This window comes from Pseudomonas oplopanacis, from assembly GCF_057128725.1.
The window spans coordinates 1-21,112 of the sequence record NZ_JBSKHV010000017.1; the positions used below are offsets into that span (position 1 = coordinate 1).

Genomic DNA, 21,112 nt, shown 5'->3' on the forward strand with positions numbered 1-21,112 from the left:
CCCATGTGAGAGTAGGTCATCGTCAAGATTAAATTCCGAAACCCCAATTGCGAAAGCAGTTGGGGTTTTGTTTTGTCCGCAGGAAATCCGTCTCGTCGGGTTTCTATGCAACGGCTCGGGGCATGGCTATCATGCGGGCCTCATTGTGAGGCGATACTTGCATGCTGACGTTGTTAAAGCTTCTTAAAGATGGCCGGTTCCATTCGGGCCAGACCCTGGGTGCTGCACTAGGGATCAGTCGTAGTGCAGTGTGGAAGCAGCTTCAGCATCTAGAGGCTGAGCTTGGCTTGTCAGTTCATAAGGTGCGCGGTCGCGGATATCAGCTGGCTGCACCGTTGACGCTACTGGATCCTGTCGCCATAGCGGACGAGGCACCTGCTTGTGCCTGGCCAATTTTGCTCTTTGACTCAATAGACTCCACCAACGCTGAGGCCTTGCGCTCGATCGATCGTGGTCAGGCAGCGCCATTTTTGGTGCTTGCCGAGCGCCAGACGGCGGGTCGCGGGCGGCGGGGGCGCAAGTGGGTAAGCCCTTTCGCAGAAAACGTCTATTACAGCCTGGTATTGCGCATTGACGGTGGAATGCGGCAACTGGAGGGGTTGAGTCTGGTTGTCGGTCTTGCGGTCATGCAGACATTGCGAGCGCTCGGTGTTCCGGGAGTAGGGTTAAAATGGCCCAATGATGTTTTGGTGGGGCAGAAAAAGATCGCCGGGATACTGCTCGAATTGGTGGGTGATCCTGCGGATGTCTGTCATGTGGTGTTGGGTGTTGGAATTAACGTCAATATGCAAATGACTGAAGAGGTTGATCAGTTATGGACGTCAATGCGTCTGGAGTCAGGCAAGGCGTTTAATCGCAATCACCTGGTTTCGAAATTGGGCTTGATGCTCCAGGAATACCTGGCTCGTCACCAGCGTGACGGATTTTCCTCTATTCAGTCGGAGTGGGAGCAAAACCATCTTTGGCAGGGGCGGGCAGTGTCTTTGATTGCCGGCGTAAACCAGATAGATGGTGAGGTATTGGGTATCGACAGTCAGGGGGCTTTGCGCTTGAAAGTAAATGGCGTTGAAAAAGTCTTTAGTGGTGGTGAGCTCAGTCTGAGGTTGCGTGATGATTCTTGAGCTCGACTGTGGAAACAGTTTTATCAAATGGCGTGTGCTCTGTGCAGATGTCAGGCGGGTGTTCAGTGAGGGTGTGGTTGATTCGGATGATGCTTTGTTGGAGAGTTTGAGCAACCTTGATGGGCTTGCACTTAAGCATTGTCGGTTGGTCAGCGTTAGAACGGCTGAAGAAACCGCCGCTTTAGCTTCTATATTGACGCAAGCTTTCGGTGTGTCCGTGGTATGCGCGACACCAGCCCGCGAAATGGCCGGGGTGCGCAACGGGTATGAAGAGTTTGAGCGGCTGGGTCTCGATCGCTGGCTCGCAATGCTCGGAGGGTTTCATCTGGCTTCCGCTGCATGCCTGGTGCTTGATTTCGGTACTGCTGTGACGGCCGACTTCATTGCTGCGGACGGGGAGCACCTCGGTGGCTTTATCTGCCCCGGGATGCCCCTGATGCGCAACCAGTTGCGAACCCATACTCGCAAAATACGATACGGTGACCTGGCTGCCGAGCGAGCGCTCGAAAGTCTCGCTCCTGGCCGTACAACCGTCGAAGCGGTGGAGCGGGGATGCTCGCTTATGCTGAGGGGGTTTGTCCTGACTCAGTTGGAGTTGGCGCGTAGTTACTGGGGGGATGAGTTTACTGTGTTCCTTACCGGGGGTGATGCGACGCTGGTTTCCGGAATCGTGCCCGAAGCCAGGCTGGTTCCAGACCTGATTTTTGTAGGATTAGCGATGGCATGTCCATTGTCATGAGGTTTTTATGCGCTGGTTGTTCCTCTTGCTGCTCGTACTCAACGTCTTTTATTACATTTGGCATCAACAAGAGGCGCCGCTGCGGGCGAAAGATGTAACGCCTTTGAGCTTGTACCGGGGGGCGCAACAGGATATTCGCTTGTTAAGCGAGGCGGCTGATACGACTCGAGATAAAGGAAAGCCTGCAGAAGCGGTTAATGGTTGTCTCTATTTGGGTGGCTTTGCTCGTCAGGAGACCGCCCAGGTGGCTGGGCGCCGACTGAGCGAGATAGGCGTCAAGTATCAGTCTTTGCCGAAAGATGCCGTCGAGTCGTCTGGTTATTGGGTGCGAGTGGCCCCCGAAAGCCAGCGTTTGCTGGATGATTTGCAGCTGTTAAACCTTTCTAAAGAATTCAATGAGTTAAAACATAAAATAATGCCGTGTGAGGGGGTTGCACCGGCTGAATAGTTTGCATAGAATGGCGCCCGCTTCGCAGTGAAGACCTTTAGCGGTCTGCAGTGCGAAAGCGGTGTCAACGCAGCTAACCTCAGGTTTTTAATGAGAAAAATGCTTGACAGAAGGCTGGCATGATGTAGAATGCCGGCTCGCTTAGGAGGGGTTCCCGAGCGGCCAAAGGGATCAGACTGTAAATCTGACGTCTACGACTTCGAAGGTTCGAATCCTTCCCCCTCCACCAATTTTAGCGAGAGCTGCAAGCTCCGCGGGTATAGTTTAGTGGTAGAACCTCAGCCTTCCAAGCTGATGATGCGGGTTCGATTCCCGCTACCCGCTCCAAGTTTGCAGATCCTGCAAAGTGTTACGCTCTTGTAGCTCAGTTGGTAGAGCACACCCTTGGTAAGGGTGAGGTCAGCGGTTCAAATCCGCTCAAGAGCTCCATATAACAAGGCAGATATGAAAATATCTGCCTTTGTTTTAATGGTTGATATTACTTGCTCAATTCTTTTGTTGGGGGTTGTTTCGATGGCTAAGGAAAAGTTCGATCGTTCGCTGCCGCACGTTAACGTTGGTACTATCGGTCACGTTGACCATGGTAAGACTACGCTGACTGCTGCTCTGACTCGTGTTTGCTCCGAGGTTTTCGGTTCGGCCATCGTTGATTTCGATAAAATCGACAGCGCGCCAGAAGAAAAAGCTCGTGGTATCACCATCAATACCGCACACGTCGAGTACAACTCGAAGATCCGTCACTACGCTCACGTTGACTGCCCAGGTCACGCTGACTATGTGAAGAGCATGATCACCGGTGCTGCCCAGATGGACGGCGCTATCCTGGTTTGCTCGGCCGCTGATGGTCCGATGCCACAAACCCGTGAGCACATCCTGCTGTCCCGTCAGGTAGGCGTTCCGTACATCGTGGTTTTCCTGAATAAGGCTGACCTGGTAGACGACGCTGAGCTGCTGGAGCTGGTTGAGATGGAAGTGCGCGATCTGCTGAGCACTTACGACTTCCCAGGCGACGACACTCCGATCATCATCGGTTCGGCGCGTATGGCTCTGGAAGGCAAAGACGACAACGAAATGGGCACCACTGCCGTTCGTAAACTGGTTGAAACCCTGGACAGCTACATCCCAGAGCCAGTTCGTCTGACCGACAAGCCGTTCCTGATGCCAATCGAAGACGTATTCTCGATCTCCGGTCGCGGTACTGTTGTGACTGGTCGTATCGAGCGCGGTATCGTTCGCGTTCAGGATCCACTGGAAATCGTTGGTCTGCGTGACACTACCGTCACCACCTGCACCGGTGTTGAAATGTTCCGCAAGCTGCTCGACGAAGGTCGTGCTGGCGAGAACTGCGGCGTGCTGCTGCGCGGCACCAAGCGTGACGACGTTGAGCGTGGCCAGGTTCTGGTTAAACCGGGTTCGGTTAAGCCGCACACCAAGTTCACCGCAGAAGTTTACGTTCTGAGCAAGGAAGAAGGCGGCCGTCATACTCCGTTCTTCAAAGGCTACCGTCCACAGTTCTACTTCCGTACTACTGACGTGACCGGTAACTGCGAATTGCCAGAAGGCGTTGAAATGGTAATGCCAGGCGATAACATTCAAATGACTGTTACCCTGATCAAAACCATCGCGATGGAAGATGGTCTGCGTTTCGCTATCCGTGAAGGCGGTCGTACCGTCGGCGCTGGTGTCGTAGCCAAAATCATCGAGTAAATTGTTGTAATGTCTTTTTCGGGCCGGCATAATGGTCGGCCTGATTTTGTTTTAGGTCAGTAGCTCAATTGGCAGAGCGACGGTCTCCAAAACCGTAGGTTGGGGGTTCGATTCCCTCCTGACCTGCCAGATTCACTTGGTGTGTCTGGCTTTCTTTTCACAGGATCTTCATAGATGACTCCTAAAGCTGAAGCTCAAGGCTCTCGCTTCGATCTGCTCAAGTGGCTAGTAGTAGTCGCTTTGGTGGTTGTTGGCGTTGTTGGCAATCAGTATTACTCTGCTTCGCCGATCCTGTACCGCGTACTTGCACTGCTCGTCATTGCTGCTGTAGCTGCCTTTGTAGGCCTGCAGACAGTCAAGGGCAAGTCTTTCTTTGTACTGGTTAAGGAAGCTCGCACCGAGATTCGTAAAGTCGTATGGCCAACTCGCCAAGAAACCACGCAGACCACGTTGATTGTTGTGGCTGTTGTTCTGGTTATGGCGTTGCTGTTGTGGGGGCTTGATTCCCTCCTCGGCTGGCTTGTTTCCTTGATTGTCGGCTAAGGGTGTCCCGTGGCTAAGCGTTGGTACGTTGTGCATGCTTACTCCGGTTACGAGAAGCATGTCATGCGCTCGTTGGTAGAGCGCGTAAAGCTGGCTGGCATGGAAGATGGCTTCGGCGAAATTCTGGTTCCCACTGAAGAAGTGGTTGAAATGCGTAATGGCCAGAAGCGCAAAAGCGAACGCAAGTTCTTCCCAGGTTACGTGCTGGTACAGATGGATATGAACGAGGGTACTTGGCACTTGGTCAAGGATACACCTCGGGTGATGGGCTTCATTGGCGGTACTGCCGACAAGCCTGCGCCAATCACAGATAAAGAGGCAGAAGCAATTCTGCGTCGCGTTGCTGATGGTAGCGACAAGCCGAAGCCGAAGACATTGTTCGAGCCAGGTGAGTCTGTACGTGTCAATGACGGACCGTTTGCTGATTTTACCGGCACGGTTGAAGAAGTTAACTACGAAAAGAGCCGGATCCAAGTGGCAGTGCTCATTTTCGGTCGCTCTACCCCGGTAGAGCTAGAGTTCAGCCAGGTCGAAAAAGTCTAGCTGAGCAAGCATCCCAACCCCGCAGCCCTAGGCTGTGGGGTTTTGTCGTCACTGGGATAAACGCGCAAGTAACCGGGGAGCCTTTCGAGGCGTTTGAACCCGTAATTGGAGTGCCTCATGGCCAAGAAAATTACCGCTTACATCAAGCTGCAAGTGAAGGCCGCTCAGGCTAACCCAAGCCCACCTGTTGGTCCTGCTCTGGGTCAGCACGGCGTGAACATCATGGAATTCTGCAAGGCCTTCAACGCCCGTACTCAGGGTCTTGAGCCAGGTCTGCCGACTCCAGTGATCATCACTGTCTACAGCGACCGTAGCTTCACTTTTGAAACCAAGTCCACCCCTGCTTCGGTTCTGCTGAAGAAGGCTGCTGGTCTGACTAGCGGTTCCGCTCGTCCGAACACCGTTAAGGTTGGCACCGTGACCCGTGCTCAGCTGGAAGAAATCGCGAAAACCAAAAACGCGGATCTGACTGCAGCTGATATGGACGCAGCCGTGCGTACTATCGCCGGTTCTGCTCGTAGCATGGGCCTTAACGTGGAGGGTGTGTAATGGCTAAGTTGACCAAGCGTCAAAAGGCTATCGCCGGCAAAATCGAAGCAGGCAAGGCCTACAACTTTGTAGACGCTGCTGCTCTGCTGGCTGAGCTGTCGACTGTCAAGTTCAGCGAGTCGTTCGACGTTGCTGTTAACCTGGGTGTTGACCCGCGTAAATCTGACCAGGTTGTTCGTAGCGCTACTGTGCTGCCACACGGCACTGGCAAGACCGTTCGCGTTGCTGTGTTCACCCAGGGTCCAGCTGCTGAGGCCGCTCTGGCTGCCGGCGCTGACCGTGTAGGTATGGACGACCTGGCTGCCGAAATGAAAGGCGGCGACCTGAACTATGACGTAGTTATCGCATCCCCGGATGCAATGCGCGTTGTTGGTCAGTTGGGTCAGATCCTCGGTCCACGCGGCCTGATGCCTAACCCTAAAGTCGGCACCGTAACTCCAGACGTAGCTACCGCGGTTAAAAACGCCAAGGCTGGTCAGGTTCGTTATCGCACCGACAAAAACGGCATCATTCACACTTCCGTTGGCAAGATCGGCTTCGACGCCGTCAAGCTGAAGGAAAACGTTGAAGCCCTGATCGCTGATCTGAAGCGTATCAAGCCAGCTTCCTCGAAAGGCATTTACGTCAAGCGCGTTACCCTGAGCACCACTATGGGCCCAGGTCTGGTCATCGACCAAAGCTCGCTCGACGCGTAAGACACAGGTTGGCGCGAGTGATCGCGCCAATTGAAAGATTGGGGTCCCTGCCTGGCGGGGGCTATCCAAGACCGTAGGCGACGCAAGTCTTAAACCTCAAGCCTACGCAGATGGTGCTCCCGGTTCCTTACCGAATCAGACACCAAAACGACATCCGGCTCCGGCCAGATGAAACGGTAACAAGCAGGAGTTAAACCCGTGGCAATTAATCTCGAAGACAAGAAGGCCATCGTCGCTGAAGTCAACGAGGCTGCCAAAGTCGCTCTGTCCGCTGTCGTGGCTGATGCCCGTGGCGTAACAGTAGGCGCGATGACCGGACTCCGTAAAGAGGCTCGTGAAGCTGGCGTTTATGTACGTGTTGTACGTAACACCCTGCTCAAGCGCGCTGTTGCTGACACTGAATACAGTGTCCTCAACGACGTGTTCACCGGCCCGACTCTGATCGCGTTCTCCAAGGATCATCCAGGCGCTGCTGCCCGTTTGTTCAAGGAATTCGCCAAGAGTCAGGATAAGTTCGAGATCAAGGCAGCTGCGTTCGAGGGCAAGTTCCTCGCAGCTAACCAAATCGACGTACTGGCAACACTGCCGACCCGTGACGAAGCTATTTCGCAGCTGATGAGCGTGATTCAAGGCGCTACCAGCAAGCTGGCTCGTATTCTGGCTGCAGTTCGCGAGCAAAAAGAAGCTGCCGCAGCCTAAGGCTGAGCACCTCTTCTCGCGTATTTTTGTTTATTTCGATGGCCGCGTAGGCCGTCCCCCAATTCAGGAAATACAGCAATGTCTATCTCCCAAGACGATATCCTCAACGCCGTAGCTGAAATGTCGGTTCTGCAGGTTGTTGAGCTGATCAAAGCTTTCGAAGAAAAATTCGGCGTTTCCGCTGCTGCTGCATCGGCTGGTCCAGCTGCTGCTGCTGCCGTTGTTGAAGAGCAAACCGAATTCAACGTCATGCTGCTGGAAGCTGGCGAGAAGAAAGTTAACGTGATCAAGGCAGTACGTGAACTGACCGGTCTGGGCCTGAAAGAAGCCAAGGCTGTAGTTGACGGCGCTCCTGCCATGGTTCTGGAAGCTGTGTCGAAAGACGCAGGCGACAAAGCCAAAGCTACTCTGGAAGAAGCAGGCGCTAAAGTCGAGCTGAAGTAAGCATCGACTTTGCTCCTCCAGCCCGAGCGTAAAGCGAAAGGCTGATGGCTGGTGGCTCTTGCCACCGGCCTTTTTCCGTTATTGGCAGCCGACTGGGTCGGTGCTGATAACGAGCTGTATCCACCCGATGTGGTGGCGCAAACCATGGGGTTTGCACGATTTTCTGGCTGCTCCCGTCGGGAGGGGCCAAACAAGCAGGTGACCAAGCTGGGGAACGCTGATGGCTTACTCATATACTGAGAAAAAACGTATCCGCAAGGACTTTAGCAAGTTGCCGGACGTCATGGATGTGCCGTACCTCCTGGCCATCCAGCTGGATTCGTATCGTGAATTCTTGCAAGCGGGAGCGACTAAAGATCAGTTCCGCGACGTGGGCCTGCATGCGGCCTTCAAATCCGTTTTCCCGATCATCAGCTACTCCGGCAATGCTGCGCTGGAGTACGTCGGTTATCGCCTGGGCGAACCGGCATTTGATGTCAAAGAATGCGTATTGCGCGGTGTAACTTACGCCGTACCTTTGCGGGTAAAAGTGCGCCTGATCATTTTCGACAAAGAGTCGTCGAACAAAGCGATCAAGGACATTAAAGAGCAAGAAGTCTACATGGGTGAAATCCCCCTGATGACTGAGAACGGTACCTTCGTAATCAACGGTACCGAGCGTGTAATCGTTTCCCAGCTGCACCGTTCCCCGGGCGTGTTCTTCGACCACGACCGTGGCAAGACGCACAGCTCCGGCAAACTGCTGTACTCCGCGCGCATCATTCCTTACCGCGGTTCGTGGTTGGACTTCGAGTTCGATCCGAAAGACTGCGTGTTCGTGCGTATCGACCGTCGTCGCAAGCTGCCTGCATCGGTATTGCTGCGCGCGCTCGGCTATACCACTGAAGAAGTGCTCGACGCGTTCTACACCACCAACGTTTTTCACCTGAGCGGCGAAACCCTCAGTCTGGAACTGATTGCTTCGCGTCTGCGTGGTGAAATCGCTGTTCTTGATATTCAGGACGAGAAGGGCAAGGTCATCGTTGAGGCTGGTCGTCGTATTACTGCGCGCCACATCAACCAGATCGAAAAAGCCGGTCTCAAGACCCTGGAAGTGCCTCTGGACTACGTCCTGGGTCGCACTACCGCCAAGGCCATCGTGCATCCGGCAACCGGCGAAATCCTGGCAGAGTGCAACACCGAGCTGAACACCGAGATCCTGGCCAAAATCGCCAAGGCTCAGGTTGTTCGCATCGAAACTCTGTACACCAACGATATCGACTGCGGTCCGTTCGTCTCCGACACACTGAAGATCGACTCCACCAGCAACCAATTGGAAGCGCTGGTCGAGATCTATCGCATGATGCGTCCAGGCGAGCCGCCAACCAAGGACGCTGCCGAGACTCTGTTCAACAACCTGTTCTTCAGCCCTGAGCGCTATGACCTGTCTGCGGTCGGCCGGATGAAGTTCAACCGTCGTATCGGTCGTACCGAGATCGAAGGTTCGGGCGTGTTGTGTAAAGAAGACATCGTCGCGGTACTGAAGACTCTGGTCGACATCCGTAACGGCAAGGGCATCGTCGATGACATCGACCACCTGGGTAACCGTCGTGTTCGCTGCGTAGGCGAAATGGCCGAGAACCAGTTCCGCGTTGGCCTGGTACGTGTTGAGCGTGCGGTCAAAGAGCGTCTGTCGATGGCTGAAAGCGAAGGCCTGATGCCGCAAGACCTGATCAACGCCAAGCCAGTGGCTGCGGCGGTGAAAGAGTTCTTCGGTTCCAGCCAGCTGTCCCAGTTCATGGACCAGAACAACCCGCTGTCCGAGATCACCCACAAGCGTCGTGTTTCTGCACTCGGCCCTGGCGGTTTGACTCGTGAGCGTGCTGGCTTTGAAGTGCGTGACGTACACCCGACTCACTACGGTCGTGTATGCCCGATTGAAACGCCGGAAGGTCCGAACATCGGTCTGATCAACTCCCTGGCCGCTTATGCGCGCACCAACCAGTACGGCTTCCTCGAGAGCCCGTACCGTGTGGTGAAAGACGCTCTGGTCACCGACGAGATCGTGTTCCTGTCCGCCATCGAAGAAGCTGATCACGTGATCGCTCAGGCTTCGGCCACGATGAACGACAAGAAAGTCCTGATCGACGAGCTGGTAGCTGTTCGTCACTTGAACGAATTCACCGTCAAGGCGCCGGAAGACGTCACCTTGATGGACGTATCGCCGAAGCAGGTAGTTTCGGTTGCTGCGTCGCTGATCCCGTTCCTCGAGCACGACGACGCCAACCGTGCGTTGATGGGTTCGAACATGCAGCGTCAAGCTGTACCAACCCTGCGCGCTGACAAGCCGCTGGTCGGTACCGGCATGGAGCGTAACGTAGCTCGTGACTCCGGCGTTTGCGTCGTGGCTCGTCGTGGCGGCGTTATCGATTCCGTCGACGCCAGCCGTATCGTGGTTCGTGTTGCTGATGACGAAGTTGAAACCGGCGAAGCTGGTGTCGACATCTACAACCTGACCAAGTACACCCGCTCCAACCAGAACACCTGCATCAACCAGCGTCCGCTGGTGCGTAAAGGTGATCGGGTTCAGCGCAGCGACATCATGGCTGACGGCCCGTCCACCGACATGGGTGAGCTGGCTCTGGGTCAGAACATGCGCATCGCGTTCATGGCATGGAACGGCTTCAACTTCGAAGACTCCATCTGCCTGTCCGAGCGTGTGGTTCAGGAAGATCGCTTCACCACGATCCACATTCAGGAACTGACCTGTGTGGCACGTGACACCAAGCTTGGGCCAGAGGAAATCACTGCAGACATCCCGAACGTGGGTGAAGCTGCACTGAACAAACTGGACGAAGCCGGTATCGTTTACGTAGGTGCTGAAGTTGGCGCAGGCGACATTCTGGTCGGTAAGGTCACTCCGAAAGGCGAGACCCAACTGACTCCGGAAGAGAAGCTGTTGCGTGCGATCTTCGGTGAAAAAGCCAGCGACGTTAAAGACACCTCCCTGCGCGTGCCTACCGGCACCAAGGGTACCGTCATCGACGTACAGGTCTTCACCCGTGACGGCGTTGAGCGTGATGCTCGTGCACTGTCGATCGAGAAGACTCAGCTCGACGAGATCCGCAAGGATCTGAACGAAGAGTTCCGTATCGTTGAAGGCGCAACTTTCGAACGTCTGCGTTCCGCTCTGGTCGGCCACAAAGCCGAAGGCGGCGCCGGTCTGAAGAAAGGTCAGGACATCACCGACGAAGTTCTCGACGGTCTTGAGCATGGTCAGTGGTTCAAACTGCGCATGGCTGAAGATGCTCTGAACGAGCAGCTCGAGAAGGCTCAGGCCTACATCGTTGATCGTCGCCGTCTGCTGGACGACAAGTTCGAAGACAAAAAGCGCAAACTGCAGCAGGGCGATGACCTGGCTCCAGGCGTGCTGAAAATCGTCAAGGTTTACCTGGCAATCCGTCGCCGCATCCAGCCGGGCGACAAGATGGCCGGTCGTCACGGTAACAAGGGTGTGGTCTCCGTGATCATGCCGGTTGAAGACATGCCGCACGATGCCAATGGCACCCCGGTCGATGTTGTCCTCAACCCGTTGGGCGTACCTTCGCGTATGAACGTTGGTCAGATCCTTGAAACCCACCTCGGCCTCGCGGCCAAAGGTCTGGGCGAGAAGATCAACCGGATGATCGAAGAGCAGCGCAAAGTTGCTGAGCTTCGTACCTTCTTGGACGAGATCTACAACCAGATCGGCGGTCGTAACGAAGATCTGGATAGCTTCTCCGACCAGGAAATCCTGGATCTGGCGAAGAACCTGCGTGGCGGTGTTCCAATGGCCACTCCAGTGTTCGACGGCGCCAAGGAAAGCGAAATCAAGGCCATGCTGAAACTGGCAGACCTGCCAGAAAGCGGCCAGATGCAGCTGACCGACGGCCGTACCGGCAACAAGTTTGAGCGCCCGGTTACTGTTGGCTACATGTACATGCTGAAGCTGAACCACTTGGTAGACGACAAGATGCACGCTCGTTCTACCGGTTCGTACAGCCTGGTTACCCAGCAGCCGCTGGGTGGTAAGGCGCAGTTCGGTGGTCAGCGTTTCGGGGAGATGGAGGTCTGGGCACTGGAAGCTTACGGTGCCGCTTACACTCTGCAAGAAATGCTCACAGTGAAGTCGGACGATGTGAACGGCCGTACCAAGATGTACAAAAACATCGTGGATGGCGATCACCGTATGGAGCCGGGCATGCCCGAGTCTTTCAACGTGTTGATCAAGGAAATTCGTTCCCTCGGCATCGATATCGATCTGGAAACCGAATAACACGTGACGCGAATCGAGAGCGGGGCAGGATTGCCCGCTCTCTGCTCCGCCAGGAGGAAAGGCCTTGAAAGACCTACTGAATTTGCTGAAAAACCAGGGTCAAGTCGAAGAGTTCGACGCCATCCGTATTGGATTGGCATCGCCTGAGATGATCCGTTCGTGGTCGTTCGGTGAAGTTAAAAAGCCGGAAACCATCAACTACCGTACGTTCAAACCTGAACGTGACGGCCTGTTCTGCGCCAAGATCTTTGGCCCGGTGAAGGATTACGAGTGCCTGTGCGGTAAGTACAAGCGCTTGAAGCACCGTGGTGTGATCTGCGAGAAGTGCGGCGTTGAAGTCGCGCTGGCTAAAGTTCGTCGTGAGCGCATGGCGCACATCGAACTGGCCTCGCCGGTTGCCCACATCTGGTTCCTGAAATCGCTGCCGTCGCGTATCGGTTTGCTGATGGACATGACCCTGCGTGATATCGAACGCGTTCTCTACTTCGAGAGCTATGTCGTTATCGATCCAGGCATGACCACCCTTGAAAAAGGTCAGCTGCTCAACGACGAGCAGTACTTCGAAGCGCTGGAAGAGTTCGGCGACGATTTCGATGCCCGCATGGGTGCCGAAGCTGTCCGTGAACTGCTGCACGCTATCGACCTGGAGCACGAGATTGGCCGTCTGCGTGAAGAAATTCCGCAAACCAACTCCGAAACCAAAATCAAGAAGCTGTCCAAGCGTCTGAAGTTGATGGAAGCCTTCCAGGGTTCCGGCAACCTTCCAGAATGGATGGTGCTGACCGTTCTGCCGGTTCTGCCGCCAGATCTGCGTCCACTGGTCCCGCTGGATGGCGGTCGCTTCGCGACTTCCGACCTCAACGATCTGTATCGTCGAGTGATCAACCGTAACAACCGCTTGAAGCGTCTGCTCGATCTGTCCGCTCCGGACATCATCGTGCGCAACGAAAAGCGTATGTTGCAGGAAGCCGTCGACGCACTGCTCGACAACGGTCGTCGTGGTCGCGCTATCACCGGTTCCAACAAGCGTCCTCTGAAATCCCTGGCTGACATGATCAAGGGTAAGCAAGGTCGTTTCCGTCAGAACTTGCTCGGTAAGCGTGTTGACTACTCCGGTCGTTCGGTAATTACCGTAGGTCCGACCCTGCGTCTGCACCAGTGCGGTCTGCCGAAAAAAATGGCTCTCGAGCTGTTCAAGCCGTTCATTTTCGGCAAGCTGGAAATGCGTGGTCTCGCGACCACCATCAAAGCTGCCAAGAAGATGGTCGAGCGCGAGCTGCCAGAGGTTTGGGACGTTCTCGCTGAAGTTATTCGCGAACACCCGGTTCTCCTCAACCGTGCACCGACCCTTCACCGTCTGGGTATCCAGGCGTTTGAACCGGTACTGATCGAAGGTAAGGCTATCCAGCTGCACCCTCTGGTCTGTGCTGCGTACAACGCCGACTTCGACGGCGACCAAATGGCCGTGCACGTACCGCTGACGCTGGAAGCCCAGTTGGAAGCGCGTGCGTTGATGATGTCGACCAACAACATTCTGTCGCCAGCCAACGGTGAGCCAATCATCGTTCCTTCGCAGGACGTTGTATTGGGTCTGTACTACATGACTCGTGAAGCGATCAACGCCAAGGGCGAAGGTCGTGTGTTCGCGGATCTGCAAGAAGTTGACCGTGTGTTCCGTGCCGGCGAAGCCGCACTGCACGCTAAAGTCAAAGTGCGGATCAACGAAACCGTCAACGATCGTGATGGTGGCAGCGTCAAGAACACCCGTATCGTCGACACTACTGTCGGCCGTGCGCTGTTGTTCCAGGTTGTTCCACCTGGCCTGTCGTACGACGTCGTCAACCAGCCGATGAAGAAAAAGGCGATCTCCAAGCTGATCAACCAGTGCTACCGCGTGGTTGGTTTGAAAGAGACCGTGATCTTCGCTGACCAGTTGATGTACACCGGTTTTGCTTATTCGACCATCTCCGGCGTTTCCATCGGTGTTAACGACTTCGTTATCCCGGATGAAAAAGCCCGCATCATCAATGCTGCTACTGATGAAGTGAAAGAGATCGAAAGTCAGTACGCCTCCGGCCTGGTAACCCAGGGCGAGAAGTACAACAAAGTGATCGACCTTTGGTCCAAGGCGAACGACGAAGTTTCCAAGGCGATGATGGCCAACCTCTCGAAAGAGAAAGTCATCGACCGCCATGGCGTCGAAGTCGACCAAGAGTCCTTCAACTCGATGTACATGATGGCCGACTCGGGCGCACGGGGTTCTGCTGCGCAGATCCGTCAGCTCGCCGGTATGCGTGGCCTGATGGCCAAGCCGGATGGTTCCATCATCGAAACGCCGATTACTGCGAACTTCCGTGAAGGTTTGAGCGTACTTCAGTACTTCATCTCCACTCACGGTGCTCGTAAAGGTTTGGCGGATACCGCGTTGAAAACTGCGAACTCCGGTTACCTGACTCGTCGTCTGGTAGACGTGGCGCAGGATCTGGTTGTGACCGAGATCGATTGCGGCACCGAACACGGCCTGGTAATGACTCCGCACATTGAAGGCGGTGACGTTGTTGAGCCGCTGGGTGAGCGCGTATTGGGTCGTGTTATTGCCCGTGACGTGTTCAAGCCAGGTACCGAAGAAATCATCGTTCCTGCCGGCACGCTGGTAGACGAGAAGTGGGTTGAGTTCATCGAGCTGAACAGCATCGATGAAGTGATCGTGCGTTCGCCGATCAGCTGCGAAACCCGCTATGGCATTTGCGCCAAGTGCTACGGCCGTGATCTGGCTCGTGGTCACCAGGTGAACATCGGTGAAGCGGTCGGCGTTATCGCTGCCCAGTCCATCGGTGAGCCGGGTACCCAGCTGACCATGCGTACGTTCCACATCGGTGGTGCGGCAAGCCGGACCTCCGCTGCGGACAGCGTCCAGGTGAAGAATGGCGGTACCGTTCGTCTGCACAATTTGAAGCACGTGGAGCGAGTGGATGGTTGCCTGGTTGCTGTGTCCCGTTCCGGTGAGCTGGCAATCGCTGATGACTTCGGTCGTGAGCGCGAGCGTTACAAGCTGCCGTACGGTGCTGTGATTTCGGTTAAAGAAGGTGACAAGGTCGACGCTGGCGCAATCGTGGCCAAGTGGGATCCGCACACTCACCCAATCGTTACCGAAATGAAAGGTACCGTGACCTACGTGGGCATGGAAGAAGGCATCACGATCAAGCGTCAGACTGACGAATTGACCGGTATGACCAACATTGAAGTACTCGACGCCAAAGACCGTCCAGCTGCCGGTAAAGATATCCGTCCTGCTGTGAAGATGGTTGATGACAACGGCAAGGATCTCTTGCTGCCGGGTACCGACGTAATTGCTCAGTACTTCCTGCCTGCTAACGCCCTGGTTGGTGTAGCGGACGGTGCGAAGATTGCGATCGGTGATGTTATCGCTCGTATCCCGCAAGAGACTTCGAAGACCCGTGACATCACCGGTGGTCTGCCACGTGTTGCCGACTTGTTCGAGGCCCGTCGTCCGAAAGAAGCCTCGATTCTGGCTGAAGTCAGCGGCACCATCGCGTTCGGTAAAGAGACCAAAGGCAAGCGCCGTCTGGTTATCACCCCGAACGACGGTACCGATCCGTACGAAGAGCTGATTCCTAAGTGGCGTCACCTGAACGTCTTCGAAGGCGAACAGGTAAACCGCGGCGAAGTTATCTCCGACGGCCCGAGCGATCCACACGACATCCTGCGTCTGCTGGGTGTGAGTGCGCTGGCCAAGTACATCGTGAACGAGATCCAGGACGTTTATCGTCTGCAAGGCGTGAAGATCAACGACAAGCACATCGAGACCATCCTGCGTCAGATGTTGCGTAAGGTTGAAATCGCTGAATCCGGCGACTCGACTTTCATCAAGGGCGACCAGATGGAGTTGACTCACGTTCTGGTAGAGAACGAGCGTCTGGCTGGCGACGAGAAATTCGTTTCCAAGTTCACTCGCGTGCTGTTGGGTATCACCAAGGCGTCGTTGTCCACCGAATCGTTCATCTCGGCGGCTTCCTTCCAGGAAACCACTCGCGTACTGACCGAAGCGGCGGTAACCGGCAAGCGCGATTACCTGCGCGGCCTGAAAGAAAACGTGGTCGTGGGTCGTCTGATCCCGGCTGGTACCGGTCTGGCTTATCACAGCGAGCGTAAGCGTCGCCGTGATGCTGACAAACCGTTGCGCGTAAGCGCCAGTGAAGTGGAAGCTGCACTGACCGAAGCGCTGAACTCTAGCGGTAACTGAGTTCTGCGATAAATGAGTGTAAGGCCCTGGCTGCTCCGTTCATCGAATCGAGACAATTTGTCGAGGTTCGATGGGTGGGGAGGTCGGGGCCTTGCCTTGACTGGGGACAAGATCCTCTTTAGACTCTTGTACCCCTAAATTTGGCGGGAATTCGTTCCTGCCATTTTGCTTTTCTTGCAAGACAATAGCGTCGCAAGACAACAGTGGAGCTAGTAGATGGCAACTATCAACCAGCTGGTACGTCAGCCGCGTAAGCGTATCGTCGAGAAATCCGACGTGCCTGCGCTGCAGAACTGCCCGCAACGTCGTGGCGTATGCACCCGTGTGTATACCACCACGCCGAAAAAACCTAACTCGGCACTGCGTAAAGTATGCCGTGTGCGTCTGACCAACGGTTTCGAGGTTTCCTCGTACATCGGCGGTGAAGGCCACAACCTGCAAGAGCACAGCGTGGTACTGATCCGCGGCGGTCGTGTAAAAGACTTGCCAGGTGTTCGTTACCACACCGTACGCGGTTCTTTGGATACTTCCGGCGTTAAAGGTCGTAACCAGGGTCGTTCGAAGTACGGTACCAAGAAGCCTAAGTAGTAGCGGCTTTTTGTAAAAACTGATTTTCTATTTTTCTGAGTCGATAAGAGTAAGGTCGGAGGCGTCCCGCAAGGGCACCGATTCCGAGCGAACCTGAAGACCGTTTGAGGGCTTATCCATGCCAAGAAGACGCGTAGCAGCCAAGCGCGAAGTGCTTGACGATCCAAAGTACGGCAGCCAGATCCTGGCCAAGTTCATGAACCACGTTATGGAAAGCGGCAAGAAAGCCGTTGCCGAACGTATCGTTTATGGCGCGCTGGAAAAAGTTAAAGAACGCAAGAACAGCGATCCCCTGGAAATCTTCGAGAAAGCTCTCGACGCCATCGCTCCGCTGGTCGAAGTAAAGTCGCGCCGTGTAGGCGGTGCTACTTACCAGGTTCCGGTCGAAGTTCGTCCGTCCCGTCGTAACGCTCTGGCAATGCGCTGGTTGGTAGACTTCGCCCGCAAGCGCGGCGAGAAGTCTATGGCTCTGCGTTTGGCTGGCGAACTGTTGGACGCCGCTGAAGGTAAAGGTGCTGCAGTTAAGAAGCGTGAAGACGTGCACCGTATGGCTGAAGCCAACAAGGCTTTCTCGCACTACCGCTTCTAATTTTAGCGTCACTAATTTTGCGAGGGCTTTATGGCTCGTACTACACCGATTAACCGCTACCGTAACATTGGTATCGTTGCTCACGTGGATGCTGGTAAAACCACCACCACCGAGCGCGTCCTTTTTTACACTGGCAAAAGCCACAAGATGGGCGAGGTGCATGACGGCGCCGCGACCACAGACTGGATGGTGCAGGAGCAGGAGCGTGGTATTACCATTACTTCTGCTGCTATTACCGCCTTCTGGCAGGGTTCCGAGAAGCAGCACAAGGACCAATACCGCTTCAACGTCATCGACACCCCGGGCCACGTTGACTTCACTATTGAAGTTGAACGTTCCCTGCGTGTTCTCGATGGCGCGGTTGTTGTGTTCTGCGGCACCTCGGGTGTTGAGCCTCAGTCGGAAACCGTATGGCGTCAAGCCAACAAGTACGGCGTTCCACGTCTTGTTTACGTAAACAAGATGGACCGTGCTGGTGCGAACTTCCTGCGCGTGATCGGCCAGATCAAGCAGCGTCTGGGTCACACTCCAGTGCCTATCCAGTTGGCTATCGGTTCCGAAGACAACTTCCAGGGTCAGATCGATCTGATGTCCATGGAAGCTGTTTACTGGAACGATGCTGACAAAGGTATGGTTCCACGTCGCGAGCCTATCCCTGCTGAACTGCAGGAACTGGCTAACGAGTGGCGCGGCAACATGATTGAAGCCGCGGCAGAAGCCAGCGAAGAGCTGATGAACAAGTACCTCGAAGGTGAAGAACTCACCAACGCGGAAATCAAGGCCGCTCTGCGTCAGCGTACTATCGCTGGTGAGATCGTTCTGGCTGTTTGCGGTTCTTCCTTCAAGAACAAGGGTGTTCCCCTGGTTCTCGACGCCGTTATCGACTACCTGCCTGCTCCTTCCGAAATTCCTGCCATCAAGGGTACTGACCCGGATGACGAGACTATCGAGCTGGAGCGTCATGCAGACGACAACGAGCCGTTCTCGGCTCTGGCGTTCAAGATCGCTACCGACCCATTCGTGGGTACCTTGACCTTTGTTCGAGTTTACTCGGGCGTGTTGGCCTCCGGCGACGGCGTGATCAACTCGGTTAAAGGCAAGAAAGAGCGCGTGGGTCGTATGGTGCAAATGCACGCAAACGCCCGTGAAGAAATCAAGGAAGTACGCGCTGGTGACATCGCGGCCTTGATCGGCATGAAGGACGTCACCACTGGTGAAACTTTGTGCAACGCTGACAAGCCAATCATCCTGGTTCGTATGGACTTCCCGGAGCCGGTTATTTCGGTTGCCGTAGAGCCTAAGACCAAGGATGACCAGGAAAAAATGGGTATCGCTCTGGGCAAACTTGCTCAGGAAGATCCATCTTTCCGCGTAAAAACCGATGAAGAGACTGGTCAAACGATCATCTCCGGCATGGGCGAGCTGCACCTGGACATCCTGGTTGACCGGATGCGCCGTGAGTTCAACGTCGAAGCCAACATTGGTAAGCCTCAGGTTTCCTATCGTGAGCGCATCACGAAGAACTGTGAAATCGAAGGCAAATTCGTTCGTCAATCCGGCGGTCGTGGTCAGTTCGGCCATTGCTGGATTCGTTTTGCTCCTGCTGACGAAGGTCAGGAAGGTCTGCAATTCGTGAACGAAGTCGTGGGTGGTGTGGTTCCTAAGGAATACATCCCGGCGATCCAGAAGGGTATCGAAGAGCAGATGAAGAACGGCGTTGTTGCCGGCTATCCGCTGATCGGCCTGAAGGCTACCGTGTTTGATGGTTCTTACCACGACGTCGACTCCAACGAGATGGCGTTTAAGGTGGCTGCTTCCATGGCGACCAAGCAACTGGCCCAGAAGGGCGGTGGTGAGTTGCTTGAGCCGATCATGGCGGTAGAGGTTGTTACGCCTGAAGACTATATGGGTGACGTGATGGGCGACCTTAACCGTCGTCGCGGCATGATTTTGGGTATGGAAGACACGGTCTCCGGCAAAGTGATTCGCGCCGAAGTTCCGCTGGGCGAGATGTTCGGTTATGCGACCGACGTTCGTTCCATGTCCCAGGGTCGCGCAAGCTACTCTATGGAATTCAAAAAATACAATACAGCTCCGTCGCACATCGTCGAAACTGTTACCAAAAAACAAGGCTGATTCAGCCCTTTAGGCAAGGAGTTAATTGTCGTGGCTAAAGAAAAATTTGATCGTTCCCTACCGCACGTCAACGTTGGCACCATCGGTCACGTTGACCACGGTAAAACCACTCTGACTGCAGCTCTGACTCGCGTCTGCTCCGAAGTATTCGGTTCGGCCATCGTTGATTTCGATAAAATCGACAGCGCGCCAGAAGAAAAAGCTCGTGGTATCACCATCAACACCGCACACGTCGAGTACAACTCGAAGATCCGTCACTACGCTCACGTTGACTGCCCAGGTCACGCTGACTATGTGAAGAGCATGATCACCGGTGCTGCCCAGATGGACGGCGCTATCCTGGTTTGCTCGGCCGCTGATGGTCCGATGCCACAAACCCGTGAGCACATCCTGCTGTCCCGTCAGGTAGGCGTTCCGTACATCGTGGTTTTCCTGAATAAGGCTGACCTGGTAGACGACGCTGAGCTGCTGGAGCTGGTTGAGATGGAAGTGCGCGATCTGCTGAGCACTTACGACTTCCCAGGCGACGACACTCCGATCATCATCGGTTCGGCGCGTATGGCTCTGGAAGGCAAAGACGACAACGAAATGGGCACCACTGCCGTTCGTAAACTGGTTGAAACCCTGGACAGCTACATCCCAGAGCCAGTTCGTCTGACCGACAAGCCGTTCCTGATGCCAATCGAAGACGTATTCTCGATCTCCGGTCGCGGTACTGTTGTGACTGGTCGTATCGAGCGCGGTATCGTTCGCGTTCAGGATCCACTGGAAATCGTTGGTCTGCGTGACACTACCGTCACCACCTGCACCGGTGTTGAAATGTTCCGCAAGCTGCTCGACGAAGGTCGTGCTGGCGAGAACTGCGGCGTGCTGCTGCGCGGCACCAAGCGTGACGACGTTGAGCGTGGCCAGGTTCTGGTTAAACCGGGTTCGGTTAAGCCGCACACCAAGTTCACCGCAGAAGTTTACGTTCTGAGCAAGGAAGAAGGCGGCCGTCATACTCCGTTCTTCAAAGGCTACCGTCCACAGTTCTACTTCCGTACTACTGACGTGACCGGTAACTGCGAATTGCCAGAAGGCGTTGAAATGGTAATGCCAGGTGACAACATTCAAATGACTGTTACCCTGATCAAAACCATCGCAATGGAAGACGGTCTGCGCTTCGCTATCCGTGAAGGCGGCCGTACCGTTGGTGCTGGCGTTGTAGCTAAAATCATCGAGTAATTATCTCTTCTGAGATAGCTCGATTTTTTTAAGAAGGCCCCCGCTTAGCGGGGGCCTTTTTTATTGGGTTGACACCTATCTGGGGCGTCTATAGAATTGCGCCTCCTTTTAACGGGCGTATTGCGCTCGGTGGGAATAGCAGCCGGAGTCTGAAATCCAATGCAAAATCAGCAAATCCGTATCAGGTTGAAGGCTTTTGACCATCGCCTGATCGACCAATCCACCCAGGAAATCGTGGAAACCGCGAAACGTACTGGTGCTCAAGTGCGTGGTCCAATTCCACTGCCTACCCGTAAAGAGCGGTTCACCGTTCTGGTCTCCCCGCACGTCAACAAAGACGCGCGTGACCAGTACGAGATCCGTACTCATAAGCGTGTTCTGGACATCGTCCAGCCAACGGATAAAACCGTTGATGCTCTTATGAAGCTTGATCTTGCGGCCGGTGTGGAAGTGCAGATCAGCCTCGGCTAAGACTCGGTCTTAGTCGTGTAACGCTCTGAAATGGGCGGCCATAGCGGGTGAAAGCCCC

The 21,112-nt window shown here is 54.9% G+C and carries 17 protein-coding genes and 4 tRNA genes; all 21 read left to right on the top strand.

The genetic code is table 11. The annotated features are described in order from the left end of the window. The first annotated feature begins 161 nt into the window (after positions 1 to 161). Positions 162 to 1,121, top strand: a complete 960-nt coding sequence (birA, locus tag ACWKV5_RS25440) for a bifunctional biotin--[acetyl-CoA-carboxylase] ligase/biotin operon repressor BirA (RefSeq protein WP_483843508.1) — start codon at positions 162 to 164, stop codon at positions 1,119 to 1,121. Then, positions 1,111 to 1,860: a pantothenate kinase gene (locus ACWKV5_RS25445; RefSeq protein WP_483843509.1), complete on the top strand. Its 750-nt coding sequence runs from the start codon at positions 1,111 to 1,113 to the stop codon at positions 1,858 to 1,860. The genes birA and ACWKV5_RS25445 overlap by 11 nt, the downstream gene beginning before the upstream one ends. Positions 1,861 to 1,867: 7 nt before the next feature. Then, on the top strand, positions 1,868 to 2,308 hold the full coding sequence (locus ACWKV5_RS25450) for a hypothetical protein (RefSeq protein ID WP_483843510.1): 441 nt from the start codon (positions 1,868 to 1,870) through the stop codon (positions 2,306 to 2,308). 144 nt (positions 2,309 to 2,452) lie between these two features. Beyond that, positions 2,453 to 2,537, top strand: a tRNA-Tyr gene (locus ACWKV5_RS25455). Positions 2,538 to 2,561: 24 nt separating this feature from the next. Next, positions 2,562 to 2,635: transfer RNA gene (locus tag ACWKV5_RS25460), tRNA-Gly, on the top strand. A 26-nt stretch (positions 2,636 to 2,661) separates the two neighbouring features. After that, positions 2,662 to 2,737 (top strand) — tRNA-Thr (locus ACWKV5_RS25465). Between the two features lie 84 nt (positions 2,738 to 2,821). After that, complete coding sequence (gene tuf / locus ACWKV5_RS25470; protein WP_483843511.1) at positions 2,822 to 4,015, top strand: elongation factor Tu; 1,194 nt, start codon at positions 2,822 to 2,824, stop codon at positions 4,013 to 4,015. A gap of 53 nt (positions 4,016 to 4,068) precedes the next feature. Then, positions 4,069 to 4,144 (top strand) — tRNA-Trp (locus ACWKV5_RS25475). A gap of 45 nt (positions 4,145 to 4,189) precedes the next feature. Continuing rightward, entirely contained in the window at positions 4,190 to 4,558 is a 369-nt protein-coding gene (secE, locus tag ACWKV5_RS25480; protein WP_007896620.1) for a preprotein translocase subunit SecE, read from the top strand. Positions 4,559 to 4,567: 9 nt separating this feature from the next. After that, the gene (gene nusG / locus ACWKV5_RS25485; protein WP_007896622.1) at positions 4,568 to 5,101 is read left to right on the top strand and encodes a transcription termination/antitermination protein NusG; all 534 of its coding nucleotides are present in this window, start codon (positions 4,568 to 4,570) and stop codon (positions 5,099 to 5,101) included. A 117-nt stretch (positions 5,102 to 5,218) separates the two neighbouring features. After that, positions 5,219 to 5,650 carry a 50S ribosomal protein L11 gene (gene rplK, locus ACWKV5_RS25490; RefSeq protein ID WP_003176435.1) on the top strand — a complete coding sequence of 144 codons (432 nt, stop codon included), beginning with the start codon at positions 5,219 to 5,221 and terminating at the stop codon, positions 5,648 to 5,650. Further along, positions 5,650 to 6,345, top strand: coding sequence for a 50S ribosomal protein L1 (gene rplA, locus ACWKV5_RS25495; RefSeq protein ID WP_003186095.1), 696 nt, complete (start codon positions 5,650 to 5,652; stop codon positions 6,343 to 6,345). The genes rplK and rplA overlap by 1 nt, the downstream gene beginning before the upstream one ends. Positions 6,346 to 6,543: 198 nt before the next feature. Next, positions 6,544 to 7,044: a 50S ribosomal protein L10 gene (rplJ, locus tag ACWKV5_RS25500; protein WP_007946141.1), complete on the top strand. Its 501-nt coding sequence runs from the start codon at positions 6,544 to 6,546 to the stop codon at positions 7,042 to 7,044. Positions 7,045 to 7,122: 78 nt separating this feature from the next. Then, complete coding sequence (gene rplL / locus ACWKV5_RS25505) at positions 7,123 to 7,488, top strand: 50S ribosomal protein L7/L12 (protein WP_483843512.1); 366 nt, start codon at positions 7,123 to 7,125, stop codon at positions 7,486 to 7,488. A gap of 220 nt (positions 7,489 to 7,708) precedes the next feature. Beyond that, positions 7,709 to 11,782, top strand: coding sequence for a DNA-directed RNA polymerase subunit beta (rpoB, locus tag ACWKV5_RS25510; RefSeq protein WP_007946139.1), 4,074 nt, complete (start codon positions 7,709 to 7,711; stop codon positions 11,780 to 11,782). A 64-nt stretch (positions 11,783 to 11,846) separates the two neighbouring features. Further along, complete coding sequence (gene rpoC / locus ACWKV5_RS25515) at positions 11,847 to 16,046, top strand: DNA-directed RNA polymerase subunit beta' (RefSeq protein WP_008145492.1); 4,200 nt, start codon at positions 11,847 to 11,849, stop codon at positions 16,044 to 16,046. Positions 16,047 to 16,262: 216 nt separating this feature from the next. Continuing rightward, positions 16,263 to 16,634, top strand: a complete 372-nt coding sequence (gene rpsL, locus ACWKV5_RS25520) for a 30S ribosomal protein S12 (RefSeq protein ID WP_002555494.1) — start codon at positions 16,263 to 16,265, stop codon at positions 16,632 to 16,634. 118 nt (positions 16,635 to 16,752) lie between these two features. Continuing rightward, positions 16,753 to 17,223 carry a 30S ribosomal protein S7 gene (gene rpsG / locus ACWKV5_RS25525; RefSeq protein ID WP_002555493.1) on the top strand — a complete coding sequence of 157 codons (471 nt, stop codon included), beginning with the start codon at positions 16,753 to 16,755 and terminating at the stop codon, positions 17,221 to 17,223. Between the two features lie 30 nt (positions 17,224 to 17,253). Further along, on the top strand, positions 17,254 to 19,359 hold the full coding sequence (gene fusA / locus ACWKV5_RS25530; protein ID WP_483843513.1) for an elongation factor G: 2,106 nt from the start codon (positions 17,254 to 17,256) through the stop codon (positions 19,357 to 19,359). A 30-nt stretch (positions 19,360 to 19,389) separates the two neighbouring features. Then, a complete protein-coding gene (gene tuf / locus ACWKV5_RS25535; RefSeq protein ID WP_483843511.1) occupies positions 19,390 to 20,583 on the top strand; it encodes an elongation factor Tu in 1,194 nt (397 codons plus the stop codon). A gap of 159 nt (positions 20,584 to 20,742) precedes the next feature. Continuing rightward, positions 20,743 to 21,054, top strand: coding sequence for a 30S ribosomal protein S10 (gene rpsJ, locus ACWKV5_RS25540; protein ID WP_003186070.1), 312 nt, complete (start codon positions 20,743 to 20,745; stop codon positions 21,052 to 21,054). Positions 21,055 to 21,112: the final 58 nt, after the last annotated feature.

Bases quoted from the DNA above. Each gene is read 5' to 3' on its own strand.
- rplL (WP_483843512.1), top strand. From the start codon at position 7,123: ATGTCTATCTCCCAAGACGATATCCTCAACGCCGTAGCTGAAATGTCG.
- birA (WP_483843508.1), top strand. From the start codon at position 162: ATGCTGACGTTGTTAAAGCTTCTTAAAGATGGCCGGTTCCATTCGGGC.
- rpsJ (WP_003186070.1), top strand. From the start codon at position 20,743: ATGCAAAATCAGCAAATCCGTATCAGGTTGAAGGCTTTTGACCATCGC.
- rpsG (WP_002555493.1), top strand. From the start codon at position 16,753: ATGCCAAGAAGACGCGTAGCAGCCAAGCGCGAAGTGCTTGACGATCCA.
- tuf (WP_483843511.1), top strand. From the start codon at position 2,822: ATGGCTAAGGAAAAGTTCGATCGTTCGCTGCCGCACGTTAACGTTGGT.
- fusA (WP_483843513.1), top strand. From the start codon at position 17,254: ATGGCTCGTACTACACCGATTAACCGCTACCGTAACATTGGTATCGTT.
- rpsL (WP_002555494.1), top strand. From the start codon at position 16,263: ATGGCAACTATCAACCAGCTGGTACGTCAGCCGCGTAAGCGTATCGTC.
- ACWKV5_RS25445 (WP_483843509.1), top strand. From the start codon at position 1,111: ATGATTCTTGAGCTCGACTGTGGAAACAGTTTTATCAAATGGCGTGTG.
- rpoB (WP_007946139.1), top strand. From the start codon at position 7,709: ATGGCTTACTCATATACTGAGAAAAAACGTATCCGCAAGGACTTTAGC.
- rplK (WP_003176435.1), top strand. From the start codon at position 5,219: ATGGCCAAGAAAATTACCGCTTACATCAAGCTGCAAGTGAAGGCCGCT.
- rplA (WP_003186095.1), top strand. From the start codon at position 5,650: ATGGCTAAGTTGACCAAGCGTCAAAAGGCTATCGCCGGCAAAATCGAA.
- ACWKV5_RS25450 (WP_483843510.1), top strand. From the start codon at position 1,868: ATGCGCTGGTTGTTCCTCTTGCTGCTCGTACTCAACGTCTTTTATTAC.
- secE (WP_007896620.1), top strand. From the start codon at position 4,190: ATGACTCCTAAAGCTGAAGCTCAAGGCTCTCGCTTCGATCTGCTCAAG.